The 16,315-nt window shown below is 72.6% G+C and carries 17 protein-coding genes and 1 riboswitch; of the genes, 9 read left to right on the top strand and 8 right to left on the bottom strand.

Features of this window, described 5'->3' with window-relative positions; genetic code table 11:
- Nucleotides 1-145 precede the first annotated feature (145 nt).
- Complete coding sequence (locus tag AC07GB_RS12435; protein WP_478844356.1) at nucleotides 146-1,369, top strand: MFS transporter; 1,224 nt, start codon at nucleotides 146-148, stop codon at nucleotides 1,367-1,369.
- A 105-nt stretch (nucleotides 1,370-1,474) separates the two neighbouring features.
- Here AC07GB_RS12435 and AC07GB_RS12430 read toward each other — a convergent pair whose 3' ends face one another.
- Complete coding sequence (locus tag AC07GB_RS12430) at nucleotides 1,475-2,098, bottom strand: TetR/AcrR family transcriptional regulator (protein WP_478844354.1); 624 nt, start codon at nucleotides 2,096-2,098, stop codon at nucleotides 1,475-1,477.
- A 287-nt stretch (nucleotides 2,099-2,385) separates the two neighbouring features.
- Here AC07GB_RS12430 and AC07GB_RS12425 point away from each other — a divergent pair, with 287 nt between their 5' ends.
- Both AC07GB_RS12425 and AC07GB_RS12420 read left to right on the top strand, forming a co-directional pair.
- Complete coding sequence (locus AC07GB_RS12425) at nucleotides 2,386-3,615, top strand: cytochrome P450 family protein (RefSeq protein WP_478844352.1); 1,230 nt, start codon at nucleotides 2,386-2,388, stop codon at nucleotides 3,613-3,615.
- 96 nt (nucleotides 3,616-3,711) lie between these two features.
- A riboswitch (cobalamin riboswitch) is annotated at nucleotides 3,712-3,832 on the top strand.
- 63 nt (nucleotides 3,833-3,895) lie between these two features.
- A complete protein-coding gene (locus tag AC07GB_RS12420; RefSeq protein WP_478844350.1) occupies nucleotides 3,896-4,303 on the top strand; it encodes a (2Fe-2S) ferredoxin domain-containing protein in 408 nt (135 codons plus the stop codon).
- A gap of 31 nt (nucleotides 4,304-4,334) precedes the next feature.
- Here the strand turns inward: AC07GB_RS12420 and AC07GB_RS12415 are convergent, their stop codons facing one another.
- On the bottom strand, nucleotides 4,335-5,249 hold the full coding sequence (locus tag AC07GB_RS12415) for a cobalamin-binding protein (RefSeq protein ID WP_478844348.1): 915 nt from the start codon (nucleotides 5,247-5,249) through the stop codon (nucleotides 4,335-4,337).
- A 137-nt stretch (nucleotides 5,250-5,386) separates the two neighbouring features.
- Between AC07GB_RS12415 and AC07GB_RS12410 the strand changes: the two genes are divergently transcribed.
- The 3 genes from AC07GB_RS12410 (at nucleotide 5,387) to AC07GB_RS12400 (ending at nucleotide 8,803) form a co-directional block, all read left to right on the top strand.
- The gene (locus AC07GB_RS12410; protein ID WP_478844346.1) at nucleotides 5,387-6,349 is read left to right on the top strand and encodes an SMP-30/gluconolactonase/LRE family protein; all 963 of its coding nucleotides are present in this window, start codon (nucleotides 5,387-5,389) and stop codon (nucleotides 6,347-6,349) included.
- Nucleotides 6,350-6,452: 103 nt separating this feature from the next.
- Complete coding sequence (locus AC07GB_RS12405) at nucleotides 6,453-7,010, top strand: PadR family transcriptional regulator (protein WP_478844344.1); 558 nt, start codon at nucleotides 6,453-6,455, stop codon at nucleotides 7,008-7,010.
- Between the two features lie 68 nt (nucleotides 7,011-7,078).
- Nucleotides 7,079-8,803, top strand: a complete 1,725-nt coding sequence (locus AC07GB_RS12400) for an acyl-CoA dehydrogenase family protein (protein WP_478844342.1) — start codon at nucleotides 7,079-7,081, stop codon at nucleotides 8,801-8,803.
- Between the two features lie 56 nt (nucleotides 8,804-8,859).
- Here AC07GB_RS12400 and AC07GB_RS12395 read toward each other — a convergent pair whose 3' ends face one another.
- The 4 genes from AC07GB_RS12395 to AC07GB_RS12380 form a co-directional block, all read right to left on the bottom strand.
- Entirely contained in the window at nucleotides 8,860-9,288 is a 429-nt protein-coding gene (locus tag AC07GB_RS12395) for an RNHCP domain-containing protein (RefSeq protein ID WP_478844340.1), read from the bottom strand.
- A 26-nt stretch (nucleotides 9,289-9,314) separates the two neighbouring features.
- Nucleotides 9,315-9,698, bottom strand: a complete 384-nt coding sequence (locus AC07GB_RS12390; RefSeq protein ID WP_478844338.1) for an RNHCP domain-containing protein — start codon at nucleotides 9,696-9,698, stop codon at nucleotides 9,315-9,317.
- Between the two features lie 314 nt (nucleotides 9,699-10,012).
- Complete coding sequence (locus AC07GB_RS12385) at nucleotides 10,013-10,345, bottom strand: hypothetical protein (RefSeq protein ID WP_478844336.1); 333 nt, start codon at nucleotides 10,343-10,345, stop codon at nucleotides 10,013-10,015.
- A gap of 153 nt (nucleotides 10,346-10,498) precedes the next feature.
- A complete protein-coding gene (locus AC07GB_RS12380) occupies nucleotides 10,499-10,939 on the bottom strand; it encodes a Fur family transcriptional regulator (protein ID WP_478844334.1) in 441 nt (146 codons plus the stop codon).
- A gap of 269 nt (nucleotides 10,940-11,208) precedes the next feature.
- On the opposite strand from AC07GB_RS12380, the gene AC07GB_RS12375 reads away from it, so the two are divergent.
- Both AC07GB_RS12375 and AC07GB_RS12370 read left to right on the top strand, forming a co-directional pair.
- Nucleotides 11,209-11,418 carry a DUF2180 family protein gene (locus tag AC07GB_RS12375; RefSeq protein ID WP_478844332.1) on the top strand — a complete coding sequence of 70 codons (210 nt, stop codon included), beginning with the start codon at nucleotides 11,209-11,211 and terminating at the stop codon, nucleotides 11,416-11,418.
- A gap of 236 nt (nucleotides 11,419-11,654) precedes the next feature.
- Nucleotides 11,655-12,791 carry an MFS transporter gene (locus AC07GB_RS12370; RefSeq protein ID WP_478844330.1) on the top strand — a complete coding sequence of 379 codons (1,137 nt, stop codon included), beginning with the start codon at nucleotides 11,655-11,657 and terminating at the stop codon, nucleotides 12,789-12,791.
- 58 nt (nucleotides 12,792-12,849) lie between these two features.
- Here AC07GB_RS12370 and AC07GB_RS12365 read toward each other — a convergent pair whose 3' ends face one another.
- Nucleotides 12,850-13,263: a peptidase inhibitor family I36 protein gene (locus tag AC07GB_RS12365; RefSeq protein ID WP_478844328.1), complete on the bottom strand. Its 414-nt coding sequence runs from the start codon at nucleotides 13,261-13,263 to the stop codon at nucleotides 12,850-12,852.
- Between the two features lie 81 nt (nucleotides 13,264-13,344).
- The gene (locus AC07GB_RS12360; protein ID WP_478844326.1) at nucleotides 13,345-13,719 is read right to left on the bottom strand and encodes a hypothetical protein; all 375 of its coding nucleotides are present in this window, start codon (nucleotides 13,717-13,719) and stop codon (nucleotides 13,345-13,347) included.
- Between the two features lie 257 nt (nucleotides 13,720-13,976).
- On the opposite strand from AC07GB_RS12360, the gene AC07GB_RS12355 reads away from it, so the two are divergent.
- The gene (locus tag AC07GB_RS12355; RefSeq protein WP_478844324.1) at nucleotides 13,977-16,241 is read left to right on the top strand and encodes an ATP-binding cassette domain-containing protein; all 2,265 of its coding nucleotides are present in this window, start codon (nucleotides 13,977-13,979) and stop codon (nucleotides 16,239-16,241) included.
- The last annotated feature ends 74 nt before the right edge of the window (nucleotides 16,242-16,315 follow it).

The following is a 16,315-nucleotide window of genomic DNA, read 5'->3' as shown; positions in this document are numbered from 1 at the left end:
TGACCACCGGGCCCCGAAGCACCGCTTCCACACCTCCTGCCGACTACCGACCACCGATCCCCGAGAGGACTCCGATGGCCCTCGCACACCCGACCCCACGCCGAGCAGCCGCGCCCATGGCCCACCCCACCCCGCGGAGACACCGGTGACGGCGCCCAGGACAGCCGTCCTGACCTTCGGCGTCGCGGTGGCGCTCATCGCCGGAACGACCCTGGGCAACGGCGGGGCGAACCTGATGCCCGTCTTCGTCGACGACTTCTCCGCCCGGTTCTCGCTGGGGGAATCCGGCGCGGGACTCGTCGGCGCGACGCAGCTCATGGCCACCGCGGTCGTCACGCTGCTCATGGCCGCGCGGGCCGCACGGCCGGGGCGCGTGCGCATGACCCGCATCGGCCTGACCGTCGCCTGCGCGGGCTTCGCCGGAGCCACCGCCGCGAGCGACGTACCGACCCTGATCCTGGCGAACCTCGTCCTGGGCGCCGGGCTCGGCGCGGTCTACGCCGCGGCCACGGCCGCGATCGCCGCCACCGACGACGCCGACAAGGCGTCCGCGGTCACCATCGCGGGCACCGTGGCCGTGACCGCCCTGCTGATCATGGCCGTGCCCGCGGTCGACCACGGCGTGGGGGAGGGTACCGGCTTCCTCGTCATGGCGCTGTGCTGCGTGCTCGCGTGGCCCCTGGTGGGAGGGCTCCCCGACGGACCCGCCACCGGCGGCACCGCCTCGGACGACGCCGGCGCACCGGCCACCGTCCCGGCCCCCGCGCGGAACCGGGCGGCCACCCCCTCGTGGATGCTCCTCGGCGCGATCGCGCTGCTGTGGGCGGTCACCCAGGGCGCCTGGGCCTACGCCTCGGTGCTCGGCCGCGAGCACTCCGGCCTGTCCCACTCCGCCGTGTCGGTGGTCCTCGCCGTGTCCAGTGTCGTGGCCCTCGCCGGGGCCGCGCTCGGCCCGGTCGCCGCACGCCGCTTCGGCCGTACGCGCTCCCTGGCCGCCTTCATCACGGCGCAGGCCCTGTCGATGGCGGCCCTGGTCCTCACCCACGACCCGGTGCTCTTCACCGTCGCGGCCGTGCTCTGGCAGGCCTGCCAACTGGCCGTCCTGGTGCAGACCCTCGCGGCCGCGGCCCTCCTCGACCCGACCGGGCGCCTGGTGGCCTCCCTCAGCGGAGCGAGTGCGCTCGGCACCGGCATCGGCCCGCTGGCCGTGGGCGCCGTCCTGGACTCGGCGGGCGCCGGGGTACTCGCCCTCCTGCTGGCGCTCGGCACCTTCGTGGCCTCGCTGCCGCCGCTGCGGATGACGGTCGCCAGCGCGACGATCGACGGCGACCAGCGCGCCGAGGCCGCGTCGATGGCCAAGAGCGGCTGAGCCGGCGCCACGCCTCCGGTGCCCCGGCCCGCACCACGCGAAGCGGCCACCACCCCTGACACCGAATCAGGGGCGGTGGCCGCTCTCGCGTACCGTCACCTCACCTCAGGTCCCGGGCAACGGCAGCAGGTCGAGCTTGCCGCCCGCCAGGGCCACGACGCTGGACACCAGGGCCCGCAGGCAGAGCAGTTCGGCCTCCTCGTCGGGCAGGGCCAGGCGTTGCAGGACGAGCCCGTCGAAGCCCGCGAGCCAGAACCGCGCGATGACCTCGGCGGGCACGGCCAGCCGCTGCCCGGTGCGCTCGGCCGCCTCCTCCACCAACTGCGCGGTCACGTCCGTCACTTCGCGGAAGTGGCTCTCCAGCGCCTCGTGCAGCGTCGGTGTCCGCAGCGCGAACATGGTCAGCTCGGTGAGCAGCTGATGACTGGCCGGCTGCTCGCGCAGGGTGTGCCACGTCGCCGTGGCCAGGGCGGCGACGGTCTCCTCGAATCCGGCCTCCGTGGGCGCGGCCGCCTTGGCCTGGGCCACCAGGTCCTGGCTGAGCTGCCGCATGACAGCCCGGTAGAGGTCCTCCTTCGTGCCGAAGGTGTAGTGCACCGTCGCCTGCGCGACGCCCAGCTCGGCGGCGATGGCGCGGGTGCTTCCGGCGGCGACCCCCTCCCTGGTCATGAGGGCGATGGCCGCTTTGATCAGCTGGGGGCGGCGCTCGGCCGCGGTCACATGAGCCATGGGTACATAGTAGCGACATAGTCGACTGAGTAAGTCGTATGAACAAGTCGGCTGAACCCAGTCGGCTGAACCAAGTCGGCCGGAATCCCTCCCCGGGCACCCCGACGGGCCTCGCCCGCGCTCTTCTCCGCGACCGGGTCCGACCGTACGATCCAGACCCCGCCCCGCGCACATCCGCCCCGCGCGGCGCCCGCGCACGCTCCGGGGCGCCCAGGGCGCGTCCCAGGCCCGTCACCGCACACGCTCCGCGAACGACCCCCGTCCTCGACTCCAGCGAGAGGTGACCCGTGGACACCCAGACCCCCCTCATCCGCCTCGACGCGAGCGCCGGTGACCTCCACGGCGAGAACGAGAGGCTCCGCGCGCTCGGCCCGGTCGTGCGGGTGCGACTGCCCGGTGGAGTGCCCGCCTGGGTCCTCACCCGTCACGAACTCCTCCAGGCACTCCTGGCGGACCCTCGCGTCGCCAAGGACCCGGCGCACTGGTCCGCGTTGCGCGCGGGAGAGGTGCCGGAAGGGTGGCCCCTCATCAGCCTCGTCACCAACCGCGGCATGACCACCGCCGACGGCGAGGAGCACCGCCGCCTGCGCGGCCTCGTCACGCAGGCTTTCACCGCGCGACGCGTCACCGCGATGCGGCCCCGCGTCGAGGCGATCACACGCCACCTCGTCGACGACCTCGCGGGGCGCGGCGGCGACGCCGTCGACCTGCGCCGCCACTTCGCCTATCCCCTGCCCATGGCGGTGATCGGCGACCTCCTCGGCGTACCCGAGGAGCGCTACGACGACTTCCGGAACCTCTCCGCGAGCCTCACCAGCAGCGTCACCACGCCCGACGAGACCCTCGCCACCCAGCGACGCCTGCACGCCCTCCTCACCGACCTCGTCGCCGCACGGCGGCAGCGGCCGCGCGAGGACCTGACCAGCCATCTGATCGCCGCGCGCGACGACGGGGACCGGCTCTCGGAGCCGGAGCTGATCGGCACCCTGGTCCTCGTCCTCGTCGCGGGCCACGGCACCACCCTCAACCTCATCACCAACGCGACCAGGGCCCTGCTCACCCACCCCGAACAGCGCGCCGCCGTCACGGCAGGGCACCGGCCCTGGGAGGCCGTGGTGGAGGAGACCCTGCGGTGGGACGCGCCCGTCGCGCACTTCCCGCTCCGCTACGCCCTCGACGACATCACCATCGGGGGCGTGGTGATCCCCCGCGGCGACGCCGTCCTCGCCTCCTACGCGGCAGCGGGCCGGGACCCCGGGCAATTCGGCGCCGACGCCGCCCAGTTCGACCTCGCACGCCCGCAGCCGAAGCATCTCTCCTTCGGCCACGGCCCGCACTACTGTCTCGGCGCGGCCCTGGCACGCCTGGAGGCGGGCATCGCCCTGCCGGCCCTGTTCCGGCGGTTCCCGCGCATGGAGCTGGCCGTGCCGCCCGGCGAGTTGGTGCCGCTGCCGTCCTTCGTCAGCAACAGCGTCCAGGCCCTGCCGGTCACCTTGTACGGCTCGTACGGCCACTGACGCTCGTACGGCGGGCGCGGCACCGGAAACGGGCCCCCGGCCGGTCACGTACGGCCGGATGGAATGATGACGGGCGAACAAGGCGACGGCGGTCCGAGGAAGCCGGTGTGAATCCGGCGCGGTCCCGCCACTGTGATCGGCGAGCGCGTCCCGACCGGCCACCGCCCCCAGGGGGTGGGAAGGCCGGGACGAGCGACGACCCGAGAGCCAGGAGACTCACGCGGTCGCCTCCTCCACGGAACACCGGGGCGGATCTCCCCGGAGAGAGGCAGGACGCGGCATGCCCGCAAGACCGGCCCGGACGTCGTCCGGCACCGCGAGGAGTTTCGAGTCGGCCACCGCCCCGGCGCCCTGCCGGGTCGTCGTGTGCCGGGACTGCTGCTGCGGCAGCCCGAAGGTGACCGGCGTCGACCACGCCGAGCAGACCGCGCGTCTGCGGGCCGAGGCGCCCGTGCGCGTCTCCGCCTGCCTGGACGTGTGCGACCAGGCCAACGTCATCGTGGTCCAGCCCTCCGCGGCGGGCCGGGCGGCGGGCGCCCGGCCGGTGTGGCTCGGCCTGGTCAACGACGCGGACGCGACCGAGGACATCGTCGCCTGGGTCCGCGCCGGAGGCCCGGGCATCGCGCCGCGACCGGAGATCCTCGACCTGTACGCGTTCAGCCCGCCGCGGCGCCGCGCGCTGCCCTGAACGCCGGGCCGGGGCGGCGCGCCCCCCCGCGTCAGCGGAGCGGGCGCGCCTCGGCCGGCGTCACCGCCGCCCCGGCGCGCACCCCGTGCAGGACGTGGGCCAGCACCTCCGCCCCGCGGACGACACGCGGCCCTGGCCGGTTGAAGTACGCGGGCCCGTCCAGGACCCAGACGCGCCCCGACCGGACGGCCGGCAGCCCGGACCAGCCGGGCAGCCGGGTGAGCAGGTCCGACTCGCGCAGCGTCCGCTCGGGCGGGAAGCCGCACGGCAGGACGAGCAGCACCTCGGGGCGGGCGGCGCGCACCGCGTCCCACGTCATGGGCCCGGTGTGCTCGCCGGGCGCGGCGAGGAGCGGTTCGCCCCCGGCGGCAGTGATCTGCTCGGGCACCCAGTGTCCTGCGGGCCACAGCGGATCCAGCCACTCGATCGCGACCACCCGGGGCCGCTCGCGCCCGGCGGTCAGCGCGCGCACCCGCTCAAGGCGGGCCCGCAGCTCCCCCCGGCGCAACTCGGCCCGCTCCCGCACACCGAGAACGGAGCCGACGGTGACCAGGCAGTCCAGGACGTCTTCAAGGGTGCGCGGCTCCAGGCTCAGGACCCGCGTGTCCGCGTCCAGGAGCCGCACGGTGCGGCTGACCCTCTCGTACGACACCGCGCACACGTCGCACAGGTCCTGCGTGAGGACTACATCGGGCCGCAGCGCCGCCAGCGCCTCCGTGTCCAGGGTGTACAGCGAGGACCCGGAGTGCGCCGACCCGCCCACCGCGTCGGAGATCTCCCGGCTGCTCAAGACGTCCTGGTCCAGGTCGGCGCCCGTCACCACGGGGACGGACGCCACGTCCTGCGGCGGCCAGTCGCACTCATGGGTGCGCCCGACCAGCCGCTCCACCAGGCCGAGTTCGGCGACGAGGTCGGTGGCGGCGGGGAGCAGGGACACGATGCGCATACGCCGACCCTAAGGCGTGAGCCACCGTCCGCGCCCCGCACGGGTGTGGCCGATCCGACGCCTCCCGACGGTGGTGTTCGCGGTCGCCGGAGCCGATACTGCGCCGGGCGGACCGACCCGACGACGGAGGGGAACCGATGACGTTGAAGGTGAGCCGGAGGCTCCGCGGAGCCGTGCGCCGGCCGGGCCGCGGCATCCTGTCGATGGCCCTCCTTGCCGCGGCCGCGGGTGTGCTCGCACCCGCCCCCGCGTCCGCGGCACCGGCCTGTGCCGCCACCGGGGCGGGCGCGCCGGTCCAGGTGGCACGCGTCCCCGACTGGGTCGAGTCGATCGTCGTGGACGAGCGCGGGAGGATGTTCGCCACCGCGTACTTCTCCGGCCGCGTCTACCGGATCGACGCGCCGGGCCGCACCCCCGTACCCCTCACCGGCGATGTCGGCGCCAACGGCGGGATCGTCGTGCGGGACGACGGCCGCCTCCTCGTCGGCACCGGCAACGACCTTCTGCACTCGCTCACCGGCGACGCGCTGCCCACGTCGAAGCTCCTGCTCGTCGACCCGGACACCGGCGAGGTCAGCACGTACGCCGCCGGTCTCGGCGGCATCGACGGTGTCGCCCTCGCGGCCGACGGCACCGTGTACACCACGACGCTGGGCGGGCGGAACATCGGCCGCGTCACGCCGGACGGCGAGGTCGACCCCGCCTGGGCCCAAGTGCCCCAGCCCAACGGCGTCGCCGTCTCTCCGGACGGGCAGCAGGTCTACGTCGTCCAGACCACCGTCGCCCCCGGCCTCTACCGGATCCCGGCCGCCGACCCGGCACACCCGCGGCGCTGGATCTCGGTGGCCCCGTCCGATGTCCTCGCCCTGCCCGACGGGCTTACCCTCGACAGCAAGGGGCGGCCGCTGATCACCACGCACGCCGCGGGCCAGATCTGGCGCGTCGAGGACGGACGCCTGTGCGCGGTGGAGTCGGGCCTGCACCTCTCCACCCAGGTGGCCTACGGCCACGGCGACCGCGGCTTCTCGGCGGGCAAATTCTATCGGGCGGGCGTCGACGGGAAGATCTACGAAGTGCCCGCGGGCGCCGACCCCGCGTAAGCCCCCTGCCCGCGCAGGGCGCGGCGCCGCGGGGCGGGTGAGCCGCGTCTCACCTGCCCTGCGTCGCTTGTCTATGCAACGAGTTGCATAGAAGGATTCGGGCATGGCGCTTGAGCACGCGATTCTCGTCTCCCTGCTGGAGCGGCCGGGCTCCGGATACGAGCTGGCCCGGCGGTTCGACCGGTCCATCGGCTACTTCTGGACCGCCACGCACCAGCAGATCTACCGCGTCCTCAAGCGCATGGAGAGCGACGCCTGGATCGAGGCCCGCGAGGTGGCGCAGCAGGACCGGCCCGACAAGAAGGAGTACTCCGTCGCGGCCCTCGGCCGCGCCGCGCTCTCCGCGTGGCTGCACGAGCCGATCGAGCCCGAGAGCGTCCGGCACGAGCTGGCCGTGAAGATCCGCGGCGCGGCCTTCGGCGACCCGGCCGCGCTGATCCGCGAGGTGCGGAGCTACCGCCAGGCGCACGCCGACCGCCTCGCGCACTACCGCGCGGGCGAGCGGCGGGACTTCACCGGACCCGAGGCCCCCGCCACGCTGGACGACCGTCAGGAACTCCAGCACGTCGTGCTGCGCGGCGGCATCGCGTACGAAGAGATGACGCTCGCCTGGCTCGACGACGTGATCGCCACCCTCGAACGGCTCGGCGCCCGGCGCTGACGCACCCACCGCTCTCCCGCACCCTTCCCCCACGTCCTCGACTCCCCGAGCCGGAAAGGCGAACGACCATGGCCGACCCGCTGCTGTTCAACCCCCACACCTACGACCCGAAGCACTTCGACGCGGAGACGCGCAGGCTGCTGCGGGCGACCGTCGACTGGTTCGAGGCGCGCGGCAAGCGCCGGCTGATCGAGGACTACCGCTCCCGCGCCTGGCTCGCGGACTTCCTGGAGTTCTCCGCCAAGGAGGGCCTGTTCGCGACCTTCCTCACCCCGGCCGCCGCCGCGGGCCCTGACGAGGGCGACAAGCGCTGGGACACCGCCCGGATCGCCGCCCTCAACGAGATCTTCGGCTTCTACGGGCTCGACTACTGGTACGCCTGGCAGGTCACCATCCTCGGCCTCGGCCCGGTCTGGCAGAGCGACAACGCCGCCGCCCGCGCCCGCGCGGCCGAACTCCTCTCCCAGGGCGAGGTGTTCGCCTTCGGCCTCTCCGAGAAGTCCCACGGCGCCGACATCTACTCCACCGACATGCTCCTGGAGCCCGACGGCGAGGGCGGCTTCCGTGCGAGCGGCTCCAAGTACTACATCGGCAACGGCAACGCCGCGGGCCTCGTCTCCGTCTTCGGCCGCCGCACCGACATCGAGGGCCCCGAGGGCTACGTCTTCTTCGCCGCCGACAGCCGCCACGCGGCGTACCACCTGGTCAAGAACGTCGTGGACTCGTCGAAGTACGTCAGCGAGTTCCGCCTCGACGACTATCCGGTGACCGCCGACGACATCCTGCACACCGGCCGTGCCGCCTTCGACGCCGCCCTCAACACCGTCAACGTCGGCAAGTTCAACCTGTGCACCGGCGCGATCGGCATCTGCGAGCACGCGATGTACGAGGCCGTCACGCACGCGCAGAACCGCATCCTGTACGGCCGTCCGGTCACCGCCTTCCCGCACGTGCGCCGCGAGCTGACCGACGCCTACGTCCGGCTCGTCGGGATGAAGCTGTTCAGCGACCGCGCCGTGGACTACTTCCGCTCCGCAGGACCCGACGACCGCCGCTACCTCCTCTTCAATCCGATGACGAAGATGAAGGTGACCACGGAGGGCGAGAAGGTCATCGACCTGATGTGGGACGTCATCGCGGCCAAGGGCTTCGAGAAGGACACCTACTTCGCCCAGGCCGCCACCGAGATCCGCGGCCTGCCGAAGCTGGAGGGCACGGTCCACGTCAACCTGGCCCTGATCCTGAAGTTCATGGGCAACCACCTGCTGAACCCGGCCGAGTACGCGCCCGTGCCGACCCGCCTGGACGCGACCGACGACGACTTCCTCTTCCGGCAGGGCCCCGCCCGCGGCCTCGGCGCCATCCGCTTCCACGACTGGCGCGCCGCCTACGACGCGTACGCCGAGGTGCCCAACGTCGCCCGCTTCCGCGAACAGGCCGACGCCCTCTGCGAGTTCGTCACCACCGCCGCGCCCGACGAGGAGCAGAGCCGCGACCTCGATCTGCTCCTCGCCGTCGGCCAGCTGTTCGCGCTCGTCGTGCACGGCCAGCTGATCCTGGAGCAGGCGCGCCTGACCGGCCTGGAGCAGGACGTCCTCGACGAGCTGTTCGCCGTCCTCGTACGGGACTTCTCCGCGTACGCCGTCGAGCTGCACGGCAAGGACTCCGCCACCGCGGCGCAGCAGAGCTGGGCCATCGGCGCGGTCCGGCGCCCGGTCGTCGACGAGGCCCGCTCGGGGCGCGTCTGGGCCCGCGTCGAGGCGCTGGCCGGGACGTACGAGATGGCGCCGTAACTCCTGGGAGCCGTATGGGGGAGGGGCCGCCGTGGGTGACACGGCGGCCCCGGCCGTCACAGGGTGAGGAGCGTGCGGCTCGCGACCCTGGTGTCCTGGAACGGTCTGAGGGCCAGGCGCATCAGGGCCAGCGCGTTGTCGTCGCCCGCGACGCGGTTGGCGCTGAGTTCGCCGCACGTCAGGCACTCGTGGATGAGCACCCACTCGCCGTCGGGGCGCGCGGCCATGGTCAGCGCCTGCATGCGGCCACGGCACGGCGAGGCCCGGTCGCCGGGGACGCGGTGGTCGACGTGCAGGCTGGCCAGGCAGTGCGGGCAGTGGTTGCGGTGCCCGGTGCCCGGCGCGTCCAGGGACACGTCGAGCCGGCAGCCGACGCACCGGAAGTCCCGGGCGCGGTGGCCGCCCTGGCCGTGCAGGACGTCCTTGTGCCGTTGCGGGCGGCGGCGCGCCGACGACGGCTCGCGGGTGTGGTTGCGTCGCGGCATGGCGGTCTCCCTCTCTCCGGCCCGGCTCACAGAGCGCCGAACGCTTCGAGCGGGAAGGGCGGTTGGGCGAGCGGCCGGACCGCCATGCGCATCAGGATGAGCTGGTTGTCGTCCGTGCGGACGGGGCTTGAGGTGAGTTCGTCGCAGCGCACGCAGCGGTGGATGACTCTCCAGTCGCCGGTCCGCAGGACGGCGATGGCTATCGGCGACATCCGCCCGTGGCACTGGCTCGGGCCGCCCTCGACGTGGTCGACGACGTGCCGCGAGTGCAGACACGACGGGCAGTGGTCGCGCGGGACACCGTCGGTGGTGGCGGCGGACACGGTGAGACCGCACCACGCGCAGGTGAACGTGCCGATCTTGAGGGTGTTGTGGGCGTCGCTGTGACGCGCGCCGGTGGGGTGGGACACCCGGGGTACTCCTTGCTGAGGGATGGAAAACGACAGCAAGAGCAGGCCGAGCGGCTTCGGCTGAAGGAAGGCACCGGGAACCGGCGTCCGGGTCGCCGCGCGGACGTGGCGGCGTGCGGAGCGGAGGTTCAGACGGTGCGGCGAGGCGCGCTCGGCGCGACCCGGGGCATCAAGACACCCCTCTCTGCGGGCGTACGGCCCGGTCGGCGATCAACAGTGCGAACGCCAGGCTAGCGACGGTGCCCTGGCCCGCGCCAGCGAATATCGGGCCGGCCGGGCACGGGCCGACCGGGGCCCCGACCAGGGGAGACGCTTCAGGCGATGGGGTCGATGATGACGTCCTCGACGCTGAAGGCGCACTTGGATTCGCTCTTGGACTCCCTGGTGCCGCCTTCGGCGTTGTTCTGCCACGTGCCGTAGTACGTGAATCCCAGCTTGCACTTGACCTTGGCCCGCCAGGTGACGTTCATGGTGCCGGTGCAGCTCAGTGCGCCGTTCTTGTTCATGTCCGCGGTGGCGAGGCAGTCCAGGGCGCCGTAGCGGAACCGCTGGCCCGGCTCGACGGCCGAAGCGGCGGGGGCCATGAGCACCATGGTCGCGGCGAGCGCGGTGCCGAGGGTGGTGAGCTTGCGGATCGAGAGTTTCATTCCGTTTCCTCCCTGTACGGACAGCCTCTAGAGCGTGCTGCCGGGGAGTTCCCGGGCGACAGGGGAGCGGTGCCGGGGCGGGCCGGGAAACGTTCCCGGTCCGGACGGGAAGGGGGGCGGTGAAGTGACGGCCGCGGGGTGTGAGGTGCCGGGTCAGCCGTGCGCCGGACGGCAGTCGGCGCACAGGCCCCACCAGATGATCTCCGCCTCGTCGACCGCGAAGCCGCGGTCGCTCTCCGGCTCCAGGCACGGGGCGTGGCCGACGGTGCAGTCGACGTCCTCGATGCGGCCACAGGACCGGCAGACCAGGTGGTGGTGGTTGTCCCCGACGCGCAGTTCGTAGCGGGTGGGGGAGCCCGCCGGCTCGATGCAGCGGATCAGCGCGGCTCGCGCGAGGTCGTCGAGAACGTTGTACAGACCCTGCCGGGACAGGCCCGCGGAGGAGGGCGACCCGCCGGCGGCGACGCCGATGCGGCTCTCCAACTCGGCCGCCGTGGAGTGCGGGTGGCCGTGCAGGGCGGTGAGCACGGCGCGGCGCTGCGCCGTGCTGCGCAGTCCCTTGGCTCTGAGCAGGTCGGCGGCTTGCTGCTCCATGACGATGCACCCCCAGTTCCGTCCCGGAAGTCTAACGGGATCACGCCCGGCACCCCGAGCGCGATCCGATCCTAGAATTGACTCTGTCCAAACTAGCGGGCTACTGTCTCGTACGGCAACGGACCGCCGATCGCCCGAGCCGATCGGCGCGCGCCCGCCGCTGCCGTACGCGACCCCGCCCCTCTTCCGACGCGCCGCTCCGCCGGTTCCAGGGACAGCTGTGCCCCGAACCGGGAGGCCGCCGGCGCGCGACCCCGACGGAGATCTCCATGAAGTGCTACGACTGCGACCTCGACGGCAGGAGCGCCACCGCGGGCATCGGCATCTGCAGCGACTGCAACCTGGTCGTCTGCGCCGACCACGGTCACGTCACCCCGACCGTCCTGCACCGGCCCAGCGGCATGGGCAGGGCGACGCGGGGCCGGCCGGGCCGCCGCGTCGTCTGCCACACGTGCTACGCGGCGGAGCGGTCCGCCTGACCCCGTCCGAGCAACCGCCACCTCCCTGACCGGCCGGGCGCTGCGCCCCGTCACCCCCGAGGAAGTGCGTCGTGAACTCTCCCGCCGAGCCCGGAGCCACCACGTCCTCCGGCCCTGATTCCTCAGCGGCAGCCGGAACGGCAGCCGCGCCGACATCCGTGGGCGCGCCGAGGCCCGCGCACGGGTCGACATCCGCGCCGGGCCCCTCCCGCCGCCTGCTCCCGTACGCCCTGGCCGTGCTCTTGATCGGCCTGAACATGCGGCCCGTCATCGTGGCCGTCTCGGCTCTCCTGGACGACATCCGGCACGCCACCGGCCTGTCCAACGGCGCCGCGGGCGTCCTGTCGACGCTGCCGCTGATCTGCTTCGGGGTCTTCGCCCCTCTCGCTCCCCGCCTGGCCCGTCGCCACGGGATGGAGCGCACCCTTCTCGCCGTGCTCCTGGTCCTGCTGGCCGGAACGGCCGTGCGCCTCGTGCCCGCGCTGCCCCCGCTGTTCGCCGGGACTCTCCTGATCGGCGCGGCCGTGGCCGTGGCCAACGTCGTCGTGACGGCGCTGATCAAACGGGACTTCCACCGCCACGTCGGCCTGATGTCCGGCCTGCACTCGACGATGCTCGTCGGCGGCGGCGCCGTGGCGGCCGCCGCGACCGTGCCGCTGCGCGACGGACTCGGCCTCGACTGGTCCGGCGGGCTCGCCCTGTGGGGGCTGTTCGCGCTGCTCGCGGTGGTGGTGTGGGTGCCTCTGCCGCGCCGCGCTCCGGCGCGTGGTCCCCACGCCGTCGCGGGCGCGGGCGGATCGCTGTGGCGCGACCGGCTCGCCTGGGCCGTGGCCCTGTTCTACGCGTTCCAGTCCCTCATCTACTACACGTCCACCACCTGGCTGCCCTCCTTCTACATCTCCCACGGGTACTCCGAGAGCCGGGCCGGCGTGCTGCTCGCCGTCTGCATGGGTTTCGCGATGCTGACCTCCCTTCTGGTGCCCGTGGCCGCGCAGCGCTCGCGGCGCCAGAGCCACTTGGCCGTGCTCGGCAGCGCGCTGTGCGCGGTGGCGCTGATCGGCCTGGCCGCGGCCCCGACCGGCGCCGCCGCAGTGTGGGCCGCCCTGCTCGGCCTCGGCCTCGGGGCCGTGCTGAGCCTGGGGATCGCCTATATGTCGATGCGGGCCCGCACCACGGAGGAGGCCGGGCTGCTCTCTGCGATGTCGCAGTGCGTCGGCTATCTGGTGGCCGCCGTCGGGCCCACGCTCTTCGGCGCCGTACGGGACGTGAGCGGACACTGGACCGCGGGCCTGGCCGGCCTGGTCGTGCTCACCGTACCGATGGCCGTCACCGGCGCGCTCGCCGGCCGCGGCGGGAACGTGCGCCCGCGCTGAACACGGGAACGGGCCCGCACCCCCGGTTGGGGTGCGGGCCCGCGCCGTGGAACGTCGCTCAGCAGCTCATGGCCCAGGTGTGGGAGTCGCCGTTGTCATTGGCCGCGCCGTTGTAGTGGACCTCCTGGCCCGGCGTGAGGCAGATGGTCATGTGGCCGCCCTGGTGGGCCCGTGAGTACACCTTGACGTGGTCCTTGACGCCCGGCCCTGAGATGCCGTGGTTGGCCCAGGAGGAGTCCTCGTCCGCGATCCAGCTCTCCCACCAGCCGTCGTCACCGGACCAGTTGGCGCGCTGGCCGTCGTAGTTGGAGTGCTCCCAGGTGCAGAAGTGGCCACTGGGGCAGTCGGCGGCACCGGCGGGCGTGGCGGCGACCAGGCCGCCCGTCATCAGGAGGGCGGCAGCGGCGACGGCGGCGAAGAGGCCGCGCTTGGCGGAGTTCTTGGGGGCGGAGGAGACGAGCTTCGTGCTCATGGGCGGGTGGGGCCTTTCTGTTCGCTTCTCTTGGACCGCTTCGGTATGCGGGTGGCTGGTGCGGGGCGCGCGCTGGGCCGGTCAGGCCGCGTGGCAGCCCTCGGTCTTGTCGGACACGCCGTCGATCCGCGATCCCCAGGACCAGTTGTCGCTGAAGTCGTACGGCCGGATCAGGCGGTAGTAGCAGTCGTGCCGCCCCCAGTCGATCGCGTACATGTTCTGGTTCACGTCCGAGCGGAACGAGCTGGTCTTGTCGTGGTGGGACCCGGGCACGTCCCGATAGCCCGGGGGCCGATAGCAGAAGCCTGTGCCGTGCTGGCCCGGCTGGGTCCAGAAGCACACTTCGCCGGGGCCGCGCTCGACGCCGGGCCCGGCCGCCGACGCGGGAGCCGTCGTGAGCGTGGGGACGAGAGCGGTGGCCAGGGCGGCGGTGGACAGGGCGAGTCTGCGGAGCATGGGCACCTTCGCGTCACTGGGGGACCCTGCCCAAGGCTGGTGGGCGGGCACCGCCAGACTGCCCTCGGCGCGAGGGTGACATTCGGGCATTCACCCGAATGATGGACACATCGGCGAGAAGAAGCCTTTCTGTGCATTCAGGGCGTGAGGCCCTGGTGAACGCCTGGGCGCGGAACGTGCGGCCAAATCCCCCTCATCTCAACTGGGTACGGTGTACGCTATGGCTCGCCAGTCGAACCTACGTGCGAGGAGCGCTCGTGAACGTCACCCCCGCCGACAGCCACACCGTGATCCAGGTCCGCGGTGCGCGGGCGAACAACTTGCGGGACGTCTCCCTCGACCTGCCGAAACGGCGGTTGACCGTGTTCACAGGAGTCTCGGGCTCGGGGAAGTCATCCCTGGTCTTCGGCACGATCGCCGCCGAGTCGCAGCGGCTCATCAACGAGACGTACGCCGCGTTCATCCAGTCGTTCATGCCGAGCGTCGGCCGCCCCGACGTCGACGAACTGCGCAACCTCAGCGCCGCGATCGTCGTCGACCAGGAGCGGATGGGGGCCAACGCGCGCTCCACGGTGGGCACCGCCACCGACGCCTACACGATGCTGCGCATCATCTTCAGCCGCCTCGGGGAGCCGGCCGTCGGCACCGCGGGAGCCTTCAGCTTCAACGTGCCCGAGGGCATGTGCCCGGACTGCGAGGGCACCGGCGAGGTCTCGACCGTCGACGTCGACCAGCTGGTGAACCCCGACCTCTCGTTGAACGAGGGCGCCATCACCGTCCCCTACTACGCGGTGGACTCCTGGAGCTGGCAGATCGTGGTCAGCTCCGGCTTCCACGACCCCGACAAGAAGCTGCGGGACTTCACCGCGCGGGAGTGGGAGGACCTGCTGTACAAGGCGCCGGTCAAGGTGAAGGTGGGCTCCAACGGCTTCACGTACGAGGGCCTGGTCCCCAAGATGCAGCGGAGCTGGCTGGCGAAGGACCGCGAGTCGCTCCAGCCGCACATCAGGAGCTTCGTCGAGCGAGCCGTCGTCTTCACCCGCTGCCCGCTGTGCGAGGGCACCCGGCTGACCCGGGCCGCGCTCTCCTCGAAGGTCAACGGGCTGAACATCGCGCAGTGTTCGGCGATGCAGATCAGCGACCTGGCGGCGTTCGTCCGCGGCGTCGAGGCGCCGGGCGTGGCACCGCTGCTCGCCGGCCTGCGGGACCTCCTCGACTCACTCGTGGAGATCGGCCTCGGCTACCTCAGCCTGGACCGGCCGTCGGGCACGCTGTCCGGCGGCGAGGCGCAGCGCGTGAAGATGGTGCGCCACCTCGGCTCCAGCATCACCGACGTGACGTACGTGTTCGACGAGCCGACCGTGGGCCTGCACCCGCACGACATCCAGCGCATGAACGGCCTGCTGCTGCGGCTGCGCGACAAGGGCAACACCGTGCTCGTGGTCGAGCACAAGCCGGAGGTCGTCGCGATCGCCGACCACGTCGTGGACCTCGGCCCCGGCGCGGGGGAGGCGGGCGGCGAGATCTGCTACACCGGCGACGTCGCGGGCCTGCGCACGTCCGGCACGCTCACCGGACGGCACCTCGGCCACCGGGCGAAGCTGCGCACGAGCGTCCGCACGCCGCGGGGGAGCCTGTCCATCAAGGGCGCCGACCGGCACAACCTCAAGGACGTGAGCGTCGACGTGCCGCTCGGCGTGCTCACCGTGGTCACCGGTGTCGCGGGGTCCGGCAAGAGTTCGCTGATCCACGGCTACCTGTCCGGACAGGACGGCGTCGTGGTCGCCGATCAGACGCCGATCCGCGGCTCGCGGCGCTCGAACCCGGCGACGTACACGAACCTCCTCGGCCCCATCCGCACCGCCTTCGCCAAGGCCAACGGCGTCAAGGCCGCCCTGTTCAGCGCCAACTCCGAAGGCGCCTGCCCGAAGTGCAACGGCATCGGCCTCGTCTACACCGACCTCGCCATGATGGCGCAGGTCGCGTCGGTGTGCGAGGACTGCGCGGGCAAGCGGTTCACGCCGGAGGTCCTGACGTACACGCTGCGCGGCAAGAACATCAGCGAGGTGCTCGCCATGTCGGTCGCGGAGGCGTACGACTTCTTCCCGTCCGGCAAGGCGCACACCATCCTCGGCCGCCTCACCGACGTCGGCCTTGGCTACCTGCGCCTCGGGCAGCCGCTCAACACCCTGTCCGGAGGCGAGCGGCAGCGCCTGAAGCTCGCCATCCACATGGCCGAGAAGTCGTCCACGTACGTCCTGGACGAGCCGACCACCGGACTGCACCTGGCCGACGTGGACAAGCTGCTCGCCCTGCTCGACCGGCTCGTCGACGACGGCAATTCGGTCGTCGTCATCGAACACCACCAGGCCGTCATGGCCCACGCCGACTGGATCATCGACCTCGGCCCGGGCGGCGGACACGACGGCGGCGAGGTGGTGTTCACCGGCACTCCCGCCGAACTGGTCGCGGACGCCGACACACTGACGGCCCGTCACCTGCGGGAGTACGTGGCCTCCTGAGCCCCGTGGGGGGGGGGGGGGGGGGCCGCCCCCCCAAAACCCCCCCCCCCCCCTTTTTTTCTCCCCTTTGAAAA

The organism is Streptomyces sp. NPDC045778, assembly GCF_056431945.1.
This window is presented reverse-complemented; position numbering and strand designations above follow the sequence as displayed.

Excerpts from the sequence above, each read along its gene's own strand:
- AC07GB_RS12430 (WP_478844354.1), bottom strand. The coding sequence starts at position 2,098 with ATGGCTCATGTGACCGCGGCCGAGCGCCGCCCCCAGCTGATCAAAGCG.
- AC07GB_RS12420 (WP_478844350.1), top strand. The coding sequence starts at position 3,896 with ATGCCCGCAAGACCGGCCCGGACGTCGTCCGGCACCGCGAGGAGTTTC.
- AC07GB_RS12415 (WP_478844348.1), bottom strand. The coding sequence starts at position 5,249 with ATGCGCATCGTGTCCCTGCTCCCCGCCGCCACCGACCTCGTCGCCGAA.
- AC07GB_RS12410 (WP_478844346.1), top strand. The coding sequence starts at position 5,387 with ATGACGTTGAAGGTGAGCCGGAGGCTCCGCGGAGCCGTGCGCCGGCCG.
- AC07GB_RS12405 (WP_478844344.1), top strand. The coding sequence starts at position 6,453 with ATGGCGCTTGAGCACGCGATTCTCGTCTCCCTGCTGGAGCGGCCGGGC.
- AC07GB_RS12400 (WP_478844342.1), top strand. The coding sequence starts at position 7,079 with ATGGCCGACCCGCTGCTGTTCAACCCCCACACCTACGACCCGAAGCAC.
- AC07GB_RS12395 (WP_478844340.1), bottom strand. The coding sequence starts at position 9,288 with ATGCCGCGACGCAACCACACCCGCGAGCCGTCGTCGGCGCGCCGCCGC.
- AC07GB_RS12385 (WP_478844336.1), bottom strand. The coding sequence starts at position 10,345 with ATGAAACTCTCGATCCGCAAGCTCACCACCCTCGGCACCGCGCTCGCC.
- AC07GB_RS12380 (WP_478844334.1), bottom strand. The coding sequence starts at position 10,939 with ATGGAGCAGCAAGCCGCCGACCTGCTCAGAGCCAAGGGACTGCGCAGC.
- AC07GB_RS12375 (WP_478844332.1), top strand. The coding sequence starts at position 11,209 with ATGAAGTGCTACGACTGCGACCTCGACGGCAGGAGCGCCACCGCGGGC.
- AC07GB_RS12365 (WP_478844328.1), bottom strand. The coding sequence starts at position 13,263 with ATGAGCACGAAGCTCGTCTCCTCCGCCCCCAAGAACTCCGCCAAGCGC.
- AC07GB_RS12360 (WP_478844326.1), bottom strand. The coding sequence starts at position 13,719 with ATGCTCCGCAGACTCGCCCTGTCCACCGCCGCCCTGGCCACCGCTCTC.